This window comes from Sphingobacterium sp. SG20118 (genome assembly GCF_044740685.1).
In the GTDB taxonomy this organism is placed as follows: Bacteria; Bacteroidota; Bacteroidia; order Sphingobacteriales; family Sphingobacteriaceae; genus Sphingobacterium.
In genome coordinates, this window is record NZ_CP172826.1 from 4,600,072 (window position 1) to 4,615,922 (window position 15,851).

Below are 15,851 nucleotides of genomic sequence, written 5' to 3' on the forward strand. Positions count from 1 at the left end.
GACGCAATTAATTTTTGAATAAACTGATAATAATTGCTAAAGTAGAAGCTACACCTGTACCAATACCAATCCAAGCCTGTGAGCTGATTTTTTCTCTAGGAGCACGCTTTGGAACAACAATCTCTGCTCCTGGTTTAACTTCGGGATAACCACCATCTTTTCCTTTTACAGAACCATTGGCATACTGAACAAACACACGCTTTTTTAAAGCATTATCAGTAAAACCACCTGCTTGATTTACGTAGTATTTTAAGCTTTTACCCTTTACATAAACCACATTATTCGGATTTAAGACTTCTCCCATTACTTTTACTGTCTCTAACTCTTTAGGTACGGTAATGATATCACCATCTAGTACCAATAAATCTCCGCGTTGATAAGGATTAGCCAGAATTTTATTTAATTCAATACCAACTAAGTCACTTGGTTCAATATCAGGCGCAGAAACACCTTGTTGTTGGGATACCTTTGCTAAGGCTTTATTTTTCGCATTTGGATTACTTGATGTTAATCCACCTTCATTATCAAATTCACTTGGTTCTTCTTGCAATACATTACCTGAAAGTTCGGCCATCTCTTTCTGAAGACGTTCTTTTTCTTTTTTCTCTTCAGCCTTCAGTTTGGAAAGGCCTGTGCGTTTTAAAGATGCACCCTCCGTATAAGCATAAGATGTTAAACCTCCGGCACGTTTAATGATATCCGATATTCGTTCGTCCTCTCTAGAAATCGTATAAATACCTGGAAATAAAATCTCGCCCTCTATTTTAACTTGTCTCTGTGTGCGGAAACCCTGCGTCACCTAATACGGAAATAACATCATAAGGTTGCAACTCGATATTTGAATCGGAAACTAGACCATCTTTGATATCGACCAAAATTGTTTGGGACGAACTCGGATCTGCAACATCACGATTATTTAAGCGTCTAGCGATTTCAATTCGTGCGTTTTTAGCAGCCTCATTCAGTCCACCAGCTTTCTGAATTAGATCACCCAAAGTGGCATTACTGGCAAAAGGAAAGTCTCCTGGTAAACGGACTTCGCCTTGTACAGTAAACTTGTACTCATCGCGTAAATCGAAGATTGAGGCAATTTCGATCTTGTCTTCTCTTTTTAAAGGAATATCAGCTGCTGTACCTGCTAAAATCTCACGAACGTTGAAATTGATCAATTCTGCGGTATTATCCGCTCTCAATCTATTGATGATACCTCTTTCTAAAAAAGCATCTTCACGTACGCCATCTGCTTGTTCTAACAATTGCTGCAGCGTCATGCCCGGTTCCATTCCGTATAAACCGGGACGGAAAACTGCCCCTAAAATACTCACACGATTGGCAAAGCGCTCCAAAATGGGTTCTACAATATACTGATCGCCAGCTTGGGGACTGTAGTCGGCAAACTGATCGGCATATAAATCTTTGACACTACGCTCTTTGTCTGTCTTCTGCAATACTTTTACCTTCGCGGTATATGCATCCTCATTGAAACCACCGGCATACTTCACTAAGTCCAACAATGATTCTCCAGATACGGTTTCAAATATAGCAGGACGTTTCACTTCGCCCTCGAACTGCACACGGTTGCCATATACTGGGATATGGATGATATCTTGATCTTGTAAACGGACATTACCACTTTGTATGCCATTGGCTAAGAAATCATATAAATCAATAGTCGTAACCACTTGATTGTTACGAATAACTTGAATTTGGCGATAGGTACCGGTTTCACTTGGTCCACCCGCAGCATATAAAGCATTGAATACGGTAGCTAATGAAGGTAAACTATAAGTACCTGGCTTGGTCGCTGCTCCTGTCAAAGTAATCCGAATTGTGCGAATATTTCCAATATTGACATCGATATGGGTCTGACCTGAACGTATTGCAGGGTAGGTACTGCTTAATCGTTGTTGGATTTTACTCTTGGCTGCAGCAATGGATAATCCAGAAACGTTGATAGCTCCCGCATACTCTACTTTTATCGTTCCATCTGCACTGACCGGTAATTTATAAGAAGCTTCGTTATCTCCGGAGATATCCAATAGAATCTCATCGTCTGGTCCTATAATATAAGAGCTAGGGGTGGCCATCCGCAAATTGGGCTCGAATGTAATGGCATTGTTCTTGAACAGGTCTGACCCAAAAATCTTTAATTTTTTCTCGTCAATATGCAATGAATCTTGATTGTTATTATTTTTTAAAGAATCTGATTCAGAACTTCCATTGACTTGACGACCAGTAGTGGAACGAGAAATTCGATTATCTTGCAGTTGTTTTGGCTGTTGTTTCGTTCGCTTGATTTTTTGCAAACGATCTTTTAACTTTTGAGCTTCCACTGCAGATACGCCTTGCGCCCGCGCAAAACCATCCAATTGACTTTCACCATAACCCATCATTTCAGCTTGTTTGATATACTGCTCAATCTGGGCGTCGCTTAAATCATCAACTTTTATATTGGCGGGGTTTATCTGTGCTTGTACCGAACTCATCAATCCAATCACAAAAATCCATAATAACAATCTTTTCATTCTATATTTCGAATTTTCACAAAAGTAGGGAAATTTATTTAATTAAAAGGCGTAGATATTCTCCATAGCCCGATTTACGCAATGGATCGGCAATCTTTAATAACTGCTCCTTATCGATATACCCCATGCGATAGGCCACTTCCTCGATAGCGCCGATTTTCATCCCTTGTCTTTCCTCAATGACCTGCACAAATTGTGCCGCTTGCATAAGTGACTGAATAGTACCCGTATCCAACCAGGCTGTACCTCGGTCAAAGACAGAAACCTTCAGTTTACCACGTTCTAAATATACTTTGTTGACATCGGTTATTTCCAATTCGCCTCTAGGTGATGGTTTGATTTGCTTTGCAATCTCTACAACGTCATTATCGTAAAAATATAAACCTGGGATAGCAAAGTTTGATTTTGGTGAAAGGGGTTTTTCCTCAATCGATACAGCAACCTTATTTGCATCAAATTCGACCACGCCATAACGTTCTGGATCATTGACTTGATAAGCAAAGACCATCCCTCCTGCAACATCAACACAGGATTGTAACAAATGGGACATACCCGATCCGTAAAAAATATTATCGCCTAAGATCAGCGCTACTTTATCATCACCGATAAATTCTTCTCCCAATATAAAGGCTTGCGCCAACCCGTCAGGACTTGGTTGTTCTATATACTCAAACCGACAGCCCAGTTGTGAACCGTCGCCTAAAAGTCTCTGGAAACTGTGGTAGATCTTGCGGTGTAGAAATAATCAAAATCTCGTGAATACCCGCTAACATCAAAGTCGATAATGGATAATAAATCATCGGCTTATCATATACAGGCATCAATTGCTTACTCACAGCAAGGGTCATCGGATGCAAACGCGTACCAGAACCTCCTGCTAAAATAATTCCTTTCATAATTTTTTTTTTATAAGGTAAGAAGGTTAGATGATGGTTAGAAGGTTAGAATTTTTCTAACGATCTAATCTCTTAACGATCTAACTTCTTAACTATCTAATTTTCGAACTTTCTAATGTTAGTAGGTTATTTTACTGTCTAACGACTTAACCGTCTAACTAGCTACATGCTTAGTAGGTTATTTCACTTTCTAACGACTTAACTAACTACACGGTTAGGAGGTTATATGGTGAGAAGGTTAGAATTTTTCTAACGATCTAACTTCTTAACCGTCTAACTTTCCTTACAAACTAACCAAACAAGCAGCTAAGCTATCTTTCCAAAAAGGTACCTCTACACCATAAACGGTTTTGATTTTCGTTTTATCTAACAAAGAATAACGGGGTCTTTTTGCTGGAGTAGGATATGACGTTGTTGGTATGGCTTTAATATCACAATGCAGCTGTTTCAGTTCGCGGATAGCAACGGCAAAATCATACCAGCTGATTTCTCCTTCATTGCTATAATGATACAGGCCGCCCTCCCATTTATCTGAATTGATAATCGTCACAATAGCTTTGGCTAAATCATGTGCAGCCGTAGGCGAACCGATCTGATCGTTAATAACCGAGATGGAATCCCGCTCGGACATCAAACGTAACATAGTTTTGACGAAATTTTTTCCATGAGTAGCGTATACCCATGAGGTACGGATAATAATAGCCTCGGGACACCATTTCTGTATCGCCTGTTCTCCTTTTAACTTAGTCTCACCATATACATTAATTGGGCTTACAGCAGCATCTTCCGTTAAAGGTGTACTGGAATTTCCATCAAATACATAGTCCGTTGAAATCGCAATCAATTGCACATCATGTAAGCGACAATACTGGGCAATCTCGTCGGTAGCAAGGTGGTTTACCTGATCGGCAATTACTGGCTCTGACTCGGCTAAATCCACAGCTGTGTACGCTCCGGCATGAACAATCACATCGGGTTGATACATGGCCAAGATATCTTGAATTAGCATTATTTGATCCAATGGAAGCTGTTTACGGTCCAGAAAGAAACATTCTTTACTTAGGTCCTGTTCCAAGATTATTTTCAACTCGCTACCTAACTGGCCAGTAGACCCTGTCACCAATATGCGTTGCTTCTGATTAACCGATGCCATGTTTCTCTTTAAATGATGCAAATGTCTGTGCTGTTTGATCTTTCTGCGACAGGATCATATCCGCCTCTGGAATACCCCAGTCAATGTCAAAGTCACTATCCAAAGGGTATACGCCATCTTCTGATGCTTGATGATATTGATTGTCACATTTGTAAAAGAATACCGCCGCCTCTGATAAAACAGAAAAGCCATGTAAGAATCCACGTGGAACATACAGTTGTCTCTTGTTTTCGGCAGAAAGTTCCACAGCCACCGATTGACCATAAGTCTCCGAGCCGGGGCGTACATCGACTGCGACATCGATTACTTTACCTTCCATCACACGCACCAATTTTGCCTGCGCATGTTCACCAGCCTGCATATGCAAGCCACGTACCACACCATATTGCGATTGCGATTGGTTATCTTGTACGAAATGAGGTTTGCTTCCTAAAATTTGTGCAAATTTCTCTTCGTTATAAGCTTCGAAGAAATAACCCCTCTCGTCTTCATATACGGTTGGCTCTAATATAAAGCAACTTTTTAGTTTTGTTTCTATACTTTTCATTGTTTTTTTATTGAGTAACGCAGTAACAATAGTGACGTAGTAACATTAGTAGTGACGCAGTAACAATAGTGACGTAGTAACATTGTTAGTAACGTAGTAACATTAATAGTAACGCAGTAACAATAGTGACGCAGTAACATTAGTAGTGACGCAGTAACATTCTTCATTCGGTCACTTCGTTACTTTGTAACTCGGTTACTTCTTTACTTCCTTATACTGTCCCTCATAATACTTCTGATAATCGCCTGAAGTTACGTTATCCAACCACTCTTGATTATCCAAAAACCAATCGATAGTCTTCGACAGCCCCTCTTCAAAAGTAACCGACGGGTACCAACCCAATTCTTTATTGATTTTGTTAGCATCAATAGCATAACGCAGGTCGTGTCCTGGACGATCCTTGACAAAAGTAATCAAGGTTCCTGCTGTACCCGCTGGACGACCTAATTTCTCGTCCACCTGTCTACAGAGTTCTTTGACCAAATCGATATTCTGCCATTCATTGAAACCGCCGACATTATAAGAAACCACCATTCTTCCCTTCGTGGAAGACCAAGTCGATAGCCACTGCATGATCGACTACATAGAGCCAATCGCGTGTGTATTTACCATCGCCGTAAATCGGAAGGGGTTGATTGGTTAATATATTATGGATGCATAATGGAATCAATTTTTCTGGAAAATGATTGGGACCATAATTATTGGAACAATTGGTCAACACGATAGGCAGACCATACGTATCATGATAAGCACGCACAAAATGATCGGAACTGGCTTTGGATGCAGAATAAGGAGAATGTGGATCATAAGACGTTTCTTCGGTAAAAAGTCCGGTATCACCCAATGCACCATACACTTCATCGGTGGATACATGATGAAAGCGCTTGTCTTCAAATTGATCCTTCCAGATGCCACGAGCAGCATTCAATAAATTGACTGTACCAATGACATTGGTCATCACAAAAGCGCTTGGGTCTGTGATCGATCGATCGACATGAGACTCTGCAGCTAGGTGGATAACACCATCAGGCTGATACTGTTCAAAAACACCCACCATAGCAGCAGCATCGGTAATATCTGCCTTAACAAATGTGTAGTTAGGCTTATCCTCGATATCGCGAAGATTTTCGAGATTACCAGCATAGGTCAGTGCATCTAGATTGATGATATGGTATTCTGGATATTTAGTAACAAAATTCCGTACTACATGCGAACCTATAAAACCCGCTCCGCCGGTAATAATGATCGTTTTATTCATAATATGAGCAAATATTTCTTAACAGCTTAAACCACCCCAAACTGAAAGTAAGGGAATAGCATCAAAAGTAACAGAATTTTATGAACTTTCAATAAACGAATACGGGTTTAATACGGTACTATCCCTATTTTCATCTCGTGTGGCACACCCAAAGGTTTAGTTCTGCCCTTGTTCTTGATACAGGCCGGAAATCGGAACAGTGACCTTAAAGGTTTTAGATGCTCCACTTACAAAATGCAATTTACCCGTAATGGTGGTATTTACTCCGGTAAGGTCGACGGTATCAATATCATTTTTGATTACTTTATAACGTACCGAAACCTCAGGCTTACTCAGCTCATCATGTTGAAAAGGAAGGGCTAAAGACTGCTCAAGATGGATACGTAAGTCAGGATGCTGTAGATGGACATGCTTGATGGTTGCATGCTTCAGCTTTTCATCATGACTGCGACTGTGGATAACCAGCACGCCGCTCTTGATACTGCGGTCGCCACTATACTGCCCGGGGCGTTCTTGAAACAGGTAGCTGATGGACATTTGTCCATGATTTGCAAATCGTTGATTTCTCTGTCTTGCCGACCAAAAATAATAACAGCCAATAAATAGAAAAATAATCAATACTAAAACTATCATTGTTGTTGTAGGTTAGGGATTAAATTAAACATATAAATAATAACAAAGTCAGTAACGTAGTAACAAAGTCAGTAACCGAGTGACGTAGTAACAAAGTAACACTGCTAGTAACCGTGTGACTCTTCTAATAACGTCATGAACGAACACATAGTACTTTTCAAACCTGCTCATGCGATAATCATCTTAAACTTAAACCTCGCAAAAAGGTTAATTAAAACAATGTTTAAACATAAACTATTGACTACAAGGAAACATAGCGCCGCACATCAAATATAAGTATCGCATATCATGTTTCCTAACCTTTGAAATTAAATTATGATGAAATAAAAATTAAGAGCAATCAGGTTGTTGCAGCAACAAAAAAAGACCTTCAAATTTGAAGGTCTTTTTTTAATCGATCAGTTTGGACTGATGTCTTTCTAAGGTATTGTAAATCTTCTTGACGTCTTGGGAACTTTCCTTTTGGAGCACCAAAAAAGCATCATTGGTATAAACGAGTATGGTATTTTTTAAACCAACAAATGCACTAAAGATATCGGTACCGATAACCATATTGCCATTTTCATCCGTAGGATGCCCCGTTTCTTTAAGGTAATCGTACATGGACTCAAAGGAACCCAAATCAGACCAAGTAAAATCGGTAGCGACCACACGTATTTTCTTGGAACGTTCCATCACCGCATAATCGATACTAATAGATGGAATTTCTTTGGATAGGGCCTCGTCCAGGATTCCATCTCTTTTATGTTGCCAAGCAGCTAATGCAGTTGCATATACGCGGGGCTCAAACTGCTGCAACTCCTGCAGAAGTGTATCGGCACGAAAACAGAACATACCCGAATTCCATAAGAAATTGCCTCTTTCTATAAAATCCTCTGCCGTTTCTTTATTGGGTTTCTCACGAAAGGATACCACTTGGTCGCCCTCAAACTCAATATAGCCATAACCGGTCTCGGGCTTTGTCGCTTGGATACCGAAGGTAACGATATAGCCTTGATTTGCTTTTACGATTGCCTCTTCGATTGCTTGGTTATAAGCTTCTTCACCCACGATAACATGATCTGAGGGTGTTACGACCAAAATGTCGTCCGGATTTGCAGCAAAGGCTGCGAAAGCGATAGCTGCAGCTGTATTACGAGGAGTAGATTCAACGATATCGATATAATCCACACCACTACTTTCCATCACCTCGCGGCTCAATTGATTATTATCCTTATTCCCAACAACGATCACCTGGTTGCAAAAGCCCTGGTTCCGCTTGACGGTCATTTCGAACAATGAACCTTCTTTAAATAAGGCAAGGTACTGTTTTGGATAACTTTTTCGCGATAGCGGCCACAAACGGCTCCCGACACCTCCCGACAGAATTACATGTATAATATCACTCATTGTATATCAGTATTATTCTCTTAATTAACTTTAGTTATTCGTAACGTAGTAACCAGTAATTAGTAACGTAGTGACTAGTAACGCAGTAATTAGTAACGTAGTGACTAGTAACGCAGTAATTAACCAATTTTTTCTGCTTCCTTAGCGGCAACTACTTTGCGTAATCCTTCACTTGAAAAACGATGGCTACGCTTATTATAATAAATCTCAATTCCTTCTTCGATACAATATTTTTTTCCTGTAAACTCCATATCACGGTATTCTTCGCCGATGATACGTACTTGAATGGGTAGCGCTTTGATGATATCGGTCAAATCTTGTTCCGTTTCATAGGGTATAATCTCATCGACATAGCGACATCCTTCCAACTGCACATAACGTTCAACAACGGTCTGCGTTGGTTTAGCCTTATCTGGCGAAACCTCTGACGGATCGGTATTGAGTCCTACAATTAAATGATCACAGTTACGGCGTGCTTCCTCCAGCATCATGATATGTCCTGCGTGCAATAAATCAAATACACCAAATGTAATACCTATTTTCATGTAATCTTGTTCTATTCTTTTTTAGTGACGTAGTAACGCTAGTGAACTCGTAACGAGTTATGTTCTATCTAACTACCTAACTATCTAATTATCTAACCTTTTTCAACTTCATGCTCCGCTACAATGCGGCGCAGGCCCGAACTTGAGAATCGATGATCGCGACTATTGAAATAGAGGGCAATTCCTGAATCTTCACAATACTGGCGTCCCGTAAAATCGCGCTCGCGGTACTCATCGCCAACGATTCGAATGTCAACCTTAAAGGAGCGTAAAACATCTTCTAGATCCTGTTCTGTAGCATAAGGCACAATCTGATCGACATATTTACAACCCTTGAGCTGAATGTAACGCTCCACCACTGTTTGTGTCGGCTTGTTTTTCTCTGGACGATCCAAAGTTGGGTCAGTTTGAAGCCCACAGATCAAGTAATCGCACTGACGTCTGGCATCTTCTAACATCTTGATATGTCCTGCATGCAGTAGATCAAAAGCACTAAAGGTGATGCCAACACGCATTTCTTTTCCGGGTATTGTAATCATATTTAAACTTATAATAACATTAATAAAGTACCGTTATTCAATATCTCAAAGATAAAGATTATTTATAAAACAAAAGCGGAGATAAGGCCTTCGAGAAAAAATAACCTTTTACTAACATAACCTTGACGAGAAGCGTGCCAATCTTGAAAAGGACACTAAATATGCCTTTAAAAAGATCGACAAGACAGACTGTTTCAACGGAATCACCAACATTCTGCGAAGATAAAACCATATAAAATGAAGATAATTAACCCCTTTAACATTACAAAATGAGCTTCTGATGGAAATTTTCCCAATTAAAATATACGCCAGCCATTCATAAATTTGAGGTCTGCTTTATTCTCTGCAATTGTATTGTATATAAAATACAATTTATCTAAGTTTGTTTTTGCTTAAGCTGATTATAATGAAATGTACAACTTTTAAAATTTGGTTCTTCCTTGGCGCAATAACTTTGCTCTCCGCCTCTTGCAACCAGCATTCGAAATCTGAAAAACAAAATGCTGATAACGACATAAAGAAGGAGCACTATACCGCAGCAGATAGTGCCGTATTGACTTACTGGGATAAGTTCGATATGGCAGATACGGTGAAAATAAAAGACCCTAATATGGGTGAACAGAAACTTGCTGACTTTATCGCTGCTCTAAATACGGTTTCGGATACGGTAGCTGATCATGCAATAGCCAACATGTTGGACGGCACCAAAGCGGGTAAAGTAGGTTTCGATCATTTCATCAAACTGTATGAGCATTACCTTTATGATGGGAACTCACCTATGCGCAACGATGTGCGCTATGAATCGGTATTACGTTACCTCATACAGACGGATAGACTATCTGATCTGGAAAAAGAAGCCTACCGCCCCATATACAAGTTGGTACAACGCAATAAACTGGGTAAGAAGGCGGAAGAGTTTGATTTTGAACGCTCTGATGGTCAGGTACAGAAATTGTCTGACGTAAAAGGCAAATATACCTTACTGCTATTTTACGATACCGAATGTGCGCATTGCAAAGAAACCCTAGACCTCTTAAAAGACACCCCGCAACTGGTGCAACTTTTTGAGCAAAAGCAAGTACAGGTCTTGGCAATCGAACCTTGGGGAGACCGTCCAAAATGGAAAGGATATCAGTCGCACCTAGCTGACAATTGGATCAATGGCTTTGACAGGGAGTCCACGATACAACATGAACGTCTCTATGACCTCAAGGCCTCGCCTACCTTATACCTGTTGGATGATAACAAAAATGTCCTTTTGAAAGACACTCAACTCCAAGAACTGATCCAATACCTGATCAGGTTGACATAAGCGCGAACAAGGATGAAGAAAACGGAATCGATGACCATCAGCAATGCCTTGTATTTTGAAGAAGTACAACGACTATTGGAAGAAGGTAAAGAAGTATGTATTCGCGTGAAGGGGAACAGTATGCTTCCCTTTATTAAATCGGGCGATCGCATACTGCTCGTCGCTTACCAGGGAGAACCACTGCCTAAAGGGGCCAATATCCTAGCAAAACATGAGGGTAACTTTGTCTTTCATCGTTACGTCGGAAAAAAGGGCGATAAATATCTGCTCGCGGGTGATGGGAACTTGGTGCTGCACGAATATATTGCTGAAAAGGATATCCTCGCTTTCGCAACGCGACACTACCCGACCTCAGGTGATGAAACAATGGCTATAGACAAGCCCTTATACCGTTTCCGTGGAATGATCTGGTACTATATGCGCATCATAAGAAGAATAATTACGGTCTTGAAAAGACGTTTTTAGACTGATTTTCTATACTGAGAATAATTATTAACTTTGTTTTTAATAATTTTTTAGCCCTAATAGAATGAAATTAAGATCAGATTTAGTATTAAGAACGATTGGTACGGACCATATGATCGTGGATCCCGGACAAGAAATGGTTGACCTTTCTACCGTATACACCTTGAACGATTCGGCAGCATGGCTTTGGGAACAATTGCAGGGTGTTGATTTCACAAATACGGCTATAGTTGAATTGCTTTGCCAACAATATGAAGTAACCGAGCAACAAGCACTTGCTGATGCCGAAACGTTGATCAAAGATTTCGAAAAACAGGGATTGCTGGAAAAATAATTTCAAAAATACCATCATATAGCAATGAGTAATAATAACCTGAGACACCATATCCGTTGGGCATGGTCCATCAGCAAGGGATACCGAGCTAGGCTCCTCTTCTATTTCATATTGGAGCTCTTCGCCATTGCACTATCATTGCTATTTGTATTCCTATCAAAAAAAGCCGTAGACATAGCCACCGCCACTACAGCGGACATTTCGCTGACTTGGATTCTCGTAGGTATTGTGGGCAGTGTGCTATTGGGATTGGCCATACGAGCTTATACCGGATGGCTCAACGAACGCATCAAAATGATGCTCACGTTGGAACTGCAACGCAATATGCTCGATGCCCAAATGCTTTCGGTATGGAAACTCATCAAAAACTGGCATACCGGGGATATTCAAATCCGTATTCAGACCGACTGTGAAGAAGTGGCCAATTTGATAGCCAAATCTTTACTCTCCTTTATCTTGACGACCATACAATTGCTTGCTTCTTTAGGATTTCTATGGTATATGGATCCGATGCTCGCGCTCATGATATTGGCGATATCACCGCTCTTCCTATTCTCGAAAATCTATTTCCAAAAAATGCGTAAGCTGAGTCAGGAAGTGAAAGGCGAGGAAAGTAATTTTTCGAATGTACTGCAGGAAAACTTACGATTCCGTCTACTGATCAGAGCGATGGGTATCTTTCCGAAAAGAAGAAAAAAACTCACCGACAGCCAACAAGAACTGTTCGCTTTGAAAATGAAGCAGCTCAACTTTTCTACGTACACGCAGAGCGTTATGAAGTTAAGCCTAAACGCTGGATATTTATTGACGTTTATCTGGGGGATCTATAGGCTGCACAGTGGACAAATATCTTTTGGTACGATGACCGCATTTCTCCAATTGGTGGCGCGCATCCAATCACCTATTTTGGCACTCATTACCTTTATCCCTGGATTTGTTCGATTTAGAGTATCTGCAGATCGTTTACTAGAGCTCAAGGATGGTGAAATAGAACCCCTTGTTGAACAAAAACGTCTCAACAAGACATCTGCACTGCAAATCCAAAACCTGTCGTTCAGATACGAAGATAAGTGGGTGTTGGATCAATTCAATTTGAATCTAAAAGCAGGGGAACCGACGGCTATCGTAGGGCCTAGTGGTAAAGGAAAGACTACCCTGATACGCTTATTACTTTCCCTGATCAAACCGGAAAAAGGAGAAATCCTATTAACGGACCGCGATGGTATCCAAGCACTTACTGCTGCTCATCGCATCAATTTTGCCTATATTCCGCAAGGGAATTCACTACTGAGTGGTACCATTCGTGAAAACCTACTCTTACATGTCAAAGATGGTGGACATATCGCCATAGAAAAAGCGCTGTGGATCGCATGTGCTGAGTTTGTATTGGAGCTGCCCGATGGTGTAGATACCGTAGTGGGGGAATCGGGAATGGGCCTATCCGAAGGACAAGCACAACGGATCGCTATCGCCAGAGCTTTGATGCATGATGGGGATATCTGGCTTTTTGATGAAGTGACCTCTGCCTTGGATAGAAAGACTGCAGATTTGCTGATCCAAAGACTTTTAGAATATGGGCATGATAAATTATGCCTTTTTGTAACACATGACCTCCACTTGGTCGAGAAATGTAAACACCACATCTATCTGGACTAATGATAACGCGCTATGACTTTAGAAAACCCAATTGAAATATCTCAAAATTATTATAAAATAGCTGATCTAATTGTTAAGATCAACTATCCTGACACCCTGAATCTCGAAAATCTATTGCCTTCTTTCCGTGTTTTTCAAATAGACAATACGAATGAAAGTCCTGCACTAAGTATACTGCTAAGCACAGATAAAGCACCTGCTACCGCGGATATGGGTATCCTGAGAAGTGATGAATCCATTGCTTGGGGGGATCGCTTCTGTTTTTACGAGCGGGAAGATTCATTCTTGACAACGATTGTCAATGATCAAGGAAACGAGCAGTGGTACATGCGTAGTGAACGAAACTTCAGTCAATCCACCATCTACATCCCTTCGAGTACAGAGGGGGAATGCAGTTCGGTGATCTGGTGGATGTTAATGATGGTTTTTGGCCAAGCGGCTTTGCTGCACGATACCATAATGATCCACGCTTCGGTCATCAATTGCAACGGTCAGGGCATTGCTTTCCTAGGTAAAAGTGGCACTGGAAAGAGCACCCATAGCCGTCTTTGGTTAAAACATATACCGAATACTTCTTTGCTCAATGATGATAACCCTGCTATAAGAATTAACGATAATGGTATCCATATATACGGAACTCCTTGGAGCGGCAAGACGCATTGTTATAAAAATGAAAAAATCAATCTAAAGGCTTTTGTGCGGTTGCAACAAGCGCCATCCAATGTATTCAGATGGCAATCGGGGGTGAGTAGCTTTATTGCAGTCTTACCGAGCTGTACCTCCATCCGTTGGAATAAAGACCTGTTTGCGACTATGAACAGTACATTGGAAAAAGTTGTATCGCAGGTTCCTGTAGGCCTATTGCAATGCTTGCCCGATGAGGCTGCTGCGCAACTCTGCTATAACCAAATTTTTAACAACGCAGAATAAGCATTAAAAAAGCCTCCCTAAGGGAGGCTTTTTATTTACCTGCTTTTCAAAAGTCCTTTTTCCGGCAATTGGTTGATACTGTTGCCTTGCAATACACGTCCATTGTCTGGTCTCGCAGAACGTCTGGCCGAAGCTCTTGCCGAGCTTCCTGGTACCGCATCTTCCAATGCGGTTTCTAGCATCGTCTCTGCGGTATTGCCCGAATCTAAAAATATGTAATCTGTTACATTACTCTTATCAGCCGCTAATCCGTCCCAATATTCAGAGAATCCATCTGCATTTTTCAATTGGAAAGAGGCTGGCCAAAAGGAAATCTTATTTTCGATGATCTGTTCGAAAAATCCAACCGGTTTACCATAGGTCCTCGTTCCTGTAGCAATCACCTGAACATCGAAATAGGGCTTCAACACATTAATCAACATCTCGGCAGCTGAGGCCGTAGTCTCGCTGACCAAGAAATACACCTTACGTAGGTTGAGACTACTACCACGACTAAAGTAGGTATCCTTAAACATCCCATTCGGGCCTTTTTGAACACGTTCCATATAGGCATTGGCCTTGTAGGTGACCATCAATTTTTTATCGGTCTTGGTTCCTCCTATCTTATTGGCGATGTATACCGCAGCATCGACATATCCACCGGTATTATACCGGAGATCAACCACTAGATCTTCGATATGCTGTTCTTCAAACTTTTGAAAGACACCATCTACCTTAACCTGATTGAAATTGTTATTTTCGATCTCTTCAAATGAAGATAGGGCTAGATAACCGATATTCTTGCCTGTATAATGATAGACCGAATCTTTGTAGATCGGATCGATTGTGTAAGTTCTGTAAGTCAACTCCTCGCTACTGATGGTTTTATCTTCGTGCTGCACTTCTATCGTTAAAGTACTTCCGTCCAATGCTGAGTTTAAACGACTTCTAATCTTACCGAGAGCCGAAGGATCGACAGCCTTGCAACCATCATTACCTTCACAATCAATTTCGACAGCATAATCAGATTCACCATTAATCGACAGCACGATATCAGATCGCTTTAAACCTGCATTATCTGCAGGCGAACCTCCTTCAACGAAATAGATAATGGGTTGGGCTGTTTTCGAATCGACCGTACCCATATCAAAATACAGGCCGTAACCGTCTGCACGATCCATCTTTACTTTGGCTTGCGCACCAATATCATAGCCCGAAAGGCCTTCCATAAAAGAAAAACGATCGTAAACCCCACCATAATCTCTATAGTTGGGATAAGCCGGTGTCATGCCTTTCAATGCAGTGAGAACCGATTGTGCCGATCGATATTGATCTGTAAATTCATATGGATTTTCATAAGCCGGTATATAATCGTCAGCCCATAAGGAATAAAGTTTGTAGTAGTAATAGACACTATCCCGTATCATCGCATTGGCATCACGCTCCACTGGAGGAGGTTCGGGTTCTGGTTCTGGGTTACTTTTCTTACAGCTTACAAAAAAAAGTGCCATAAGAAAAAAAACAACTCCCTTAGCAATAAGCTGTTGCGGAAATAATTTTATATTTTTCATTGAAATAATCTGTTCTTTAATGGTAATGAAGCGATCATGAACTGCGTACCTTATCAATTTTTAATATGTTTTAAGTTCATGATGGTTTCATTGAAATAATTATTTATGAGTATCAGTTT

Annotated in this window: 14 protein-coding genes and 2 pseudogenes; 5 read left to right on the forward strand and 11 right to left on the reverse strand. The window is 40.7% G+C overall.

All coding sequences use genetic code 11. The features are described 5' to 3' along the window. Positions 1-7 precede the first annotated feature (7 nt). The 10 genes and pseudogenes from ACFX5U_RS21030 to ACFX5U_RS21075 all read right to left on the reverse strand — a co-directional run bounded on the left by ACFX5U_RS21030 (position 8) and on the right by ACFX5U_RS21075 (position 9,485). Entirely contained in the window at positions 8-799 is a 792-nt protein-coding gene (locus ACFX5U_RS21030) for an SLBB domain-containing protein (protein ID WP_400262035.1), read from the reverse strand. Beyond that, a complete protein-coding gene (locus ACFX5U_RS21035) occupies positions 765-2,525 on the reverse strand; it encodes an SLBB domain-containing protein (RefSeq protein ID WP_400262036.1) in 1,761 nt (586 codons plus the stop codon). Before ACFX5U_RS21035 ends, ACFX5U_RS21030 begins: the two co-directional genes overlap by 35 nt. 34 nt (positions 2,526-2,559) lie before the next feature. Further along, a pseudogene (rfbA, locus tag ACFX5U_RS21040) lies at positions 2,560-3,421 on the reverse strand (glucose-1-phosphate thymidylyltransferase RfbA). Between the two features lie 283 nt (positions 3,422-3,704). Then, positions 3,705-4,574, reverse strand: a complete 870-nt coding sequence (gene rfbD / locus ACFX5U_RS21045; protein ID WP_400262037.1) for a dTDP-4-dehydrorhamnose reductase — start codon at positions 4,572-4,574, stop codon at positions 3,705-3,707. Further along, the gene (gene rfbC / locus ACFX5U_RS21050; protein ID WP_400262038.1) at positions 4,561-5,121 is read right to left on the reverse strand and encodes a dTDP-4-dehydrorhamnose 3,5-epimerase; all 561 of its coding nucleotides are present in this window, start codon (positions 5,119-5,121) and stop codon (positions 4,561-4,563) included. Before rfbC ends, rfbD begins: the two co-directional genes overlap by 14 nt. A 195-nt stretch (positions 5,122-5,316) precedes the next feature. Then, a pseudogene (gene rfbB / locus ACFX5U_RS21055) lies at positions 5,317-6,379 on the reverse strand (dTDP-glucose 4,6-dehydratase). A 156-nt stretch (positions 6,380-6,535) separates the two neighbouring features. Then, positions 6,536-7,012 carry a hypothetical protein gene (locus tag ACFX5U_RS21060; protein WP_400262039.1) on the reverse strand — a complete coding sequence of 159 codons (477 nt, stop codon included), beginning with the start codon at positions 7,010-7,012 and terminating at the stop codon, positions 6,536-6,538. A 390-nt stretch (positions 7,013-7,402) separates the two neighbouring features. Next, on the reverse strand, positions 7,403-8,401 hold the full coding sequence (locus ACFX5U_RS21065) for a mannose-1-phosphate guanylyltransferase (protein ID WP_400262040.1): 999 nt from the start codon (positions 8,399-8,401) through the stop codon (positions 7,403-7,405). A gap of 119 nt (positions 8,402-8,520) precedes the next feature. Next, positions 8,521-8,946 (reverse strand): adenylyltransferase/cytidyltransferase family protein, encoded by a 426-nt coding sequence (locus ACFX5U_RS21070; RefSeq protein WP_280571503.1) that lies wholly within the window; start codon positions 8,944-8,946, stop codon positions 8,521-8,523. Positions 8,947-9,038: 92 nt separating this feature from the next. Continuing rightward, the gene (locus ACFX5U_RS21075) at positions 9,039-9,485 is read right to left on the reverse strand and encodes an adenylyltransferase/cytidyltransferase family protein (protein ID WP_400262041.1); all 447 of its coding nucleotides are present in this window, start codon (positions 9,483-9,485) and stop codon (positions 9,039-9,041) included. A gap of 406 nt (positions 9,486-9,891) precedes the next feature. Here ACFX5U_RS21075 and ACFX5U_RS21080 point away from each other — a divergent pair, with 406 nt between their 5' ends. From ACFX5U_RS21080 to ACFX5U_RS21100, 5 genes are all read left to right on the forward strand, one after another. Then, complete coding sequence (locus ACFX5U_RS21080; RefSeq protein WP_400262042.1) at positions 9,892-10,797, forward strand: DUF5106 domain-containing protein; 906 nt, start codon at positions 9,892-9,894, stop codon at positions 10,795-10,797. A gap of 12 nt (positions 10,798-10,809) precedes the next feature. Further along, positions 10,810-11,262, forward strand: a complete 453-nt coding sequence (locus ACFX5U_RS21085; protein ID WP_400262043.1) for a S24/S26 family peptidase — start codon at positions 10,810-10,812, stop codon at positions 11,260-11,262. A 64-nt stretch (positions 11,263-11,326) separates the two neighbouring features. Next, positions 11,327-11,596 carry a PqqD family protein gene (locus ACFX5U_RS21090; protein ID WP_280571498.1) on the forward strand — a complete coding sequence of 90 codons (270 nt, stop codon included), beginning with the start codon at positions 11,327-11,329 and terminating at the stop codon, positions 11,594-11,596. Positions 11,597-11,620: 24 nt separating this feature from the next. Continuing rightward, positions 11,621-13,252, forward strand: coding sequence for an ABC transporter ATP-binding protein (locus ACFX5U_RS21095; RefSeq protein ID WP_400262044.1), 1,632 nt, complete (start codon positions 11,621-11,623; stop codon positions 13,250-13,252). 12 nt (positions 13,253-13,264) lie between these two features. Beyond that, positions 13,265-14,182 (forward strand): hypothetical protein, encoded by a 918-nt coding sequence (locus tag ACFX5U_RS21100; RefSeq protein WP_400262045.1) that lies wholly within the window; start codon positions 13,265-13,267, stop codon positions 14,180-14,182. Positions 14,183-14,217: 35 nt separating this feature from the next. Here ACFX5U_RS21100 and ACFX5U_RS21105 read toward each other — a convergent pair whose 3' ends face one another. Continuing rightward, on the reverse strand, positions 14,218-15,732 hold the full coding sequence (locus ACFX5U_RS21105) for a S41 family peptidase (protein WP_400262046.1): 1,515 nt from the start codon (positions 15,730-15,732) through the stop codon (positions 14,218-14,220). Positions 15,733-15,851 lie beyond the last annotated feature (119 nt).